Raw genomic sequence first — 1,326 nt, 5'->3', positions numbered from 1 at the left:
TGACGTCGCCTTGACATGGCGGAGGTCCTGAGTTCGAATCTCAGCGGGCCCATCTCTCCCCTTTTCCGTATGTTTCTTCCCGACCGCACGGTCTCGTCGGTCATTTTGCAACGAACTATTGCGAAGGCAGCCGTCCCGGCTAAGGCCGGCATGATGGCAGGCGCGGCAGGGCCGGGGGAAACGGGCGAAAAGAGGGATTAAAAGAACTTTTTGCGCCACATGAAGAGGCCGAGCAGCACCGAGATCATGACGGAGAACATGAAGATGGTCTCAAAAGCGAGCGGCGTTCCCGAGAGGGGGAGATCGCCCACGTTCATACCGTAAAAACTCGCAATCATCGTCGGGATGGCGATGATGATCGTGATGGAGGCAAGGAACTTCATCACGATGTTGAGATTGTTCGAGATGATGGTGGCAAAGGCCTGGGTCATGCCGTTTAAGATGTGCAGGTAGATCTGCGACATCTCCATAGCCTGCTTGTTCTCGATGATGACGTCTTCGAGGAACTCGGCATCGTCCTCGTACATCTTCAGGGGCTTGGTGCGGAGGATGCGCTCCAGAACGGCCTCGTTGGACTTGAGCGAGGTCGAGAAGTAGATGAGGCTCTTTTCCAGCTCCATCATCTGGAAGAGCTCCTCGTTCTTCATGGAGCGGTGGAGCTCCACCTCGATCCGGGAGATTGTCCGCTCGATCTGGCGCAGGTGGTGCAGGTAGGAGGAGGCATTGCGGTAGAAGATCTGGAAGAGGAATCGGGTCTTTTTCACCGTGTGGAAGTGGCGGACCTTGCCCGAAATAAAGTCGTCAAGGATAGGCGTCTGGCGGTTGCAGACCGTGACAACCATCTTTTCTGAGATGATGATGCCAAGCGGCAGGGTGGTCAGGGTCTGGATCCCTGCCACCTGGGTGACCATCGGAATGTCGAGGACGATGAGAACCACACCGTCATCGGAATCGATGCGCGGCCGCTCCTCCTCATCGAGCGCTGCGCGGAGGAAATCCGGCGGAAGGCTGCAGGAGGAGGCGATCTCCGTCAGTTCCGCATCCGTGGGGGTGGTCATGCGGACCCACGCGCCCTCGCAGGGAGCGTCGATGATATCGGTAATAGCCGGTTCAATATCTTTCCGGGAACGATAGATCTGGATCATCGCAACACCACCCCCAGCCCGGGCCGGGCCTGAGGATATTATTAGCTAATGGTATCCGATCTGGTTTATAAGCCTGCGTTCCATTTGCGGGGAGGGAACTATGGGTATAGGTCTTTCGGGATCAGGACCATTGCCCAGAGAATCGAGGCGCCGGCAGCGAGGAAAACCAGGGCGTCCAGTT

At 56.9% G+C, this 1,326-nt stretch carries 1 protein-coding gene; it reads right to left on the bottom strand.

Annotation, left to right across the window (positions count from 1 at the left end):
* Window positions 1–197 precede the first annotated feature (197 nt).
* Window positions 198–1,145, bottom strand: coding sequence for a magnesium transporter CorA family protein (locus CW742_RS13395; RefSeq protein WP_292421207.1), 948 nt, complete (start codon window positions 1,143–1,145; stop codon window positions 198–200).
* Window positions 1,146–1,326 lie beyond the last annotated feature (181 nt).

The organism is Methanoregula sp., from assembly GCF_002835825.1.
Lineage (GTDB): Archaea > Halobacteriota > Methanomicrobia > Methanomicrobiales > Methanospirillaceae > Methanoregula.
The sequence above is the reverse complement of the archived record's forward strand: the minus strand, read 5'-3'. Positions and strand labels throughout refer to the sequence as shown.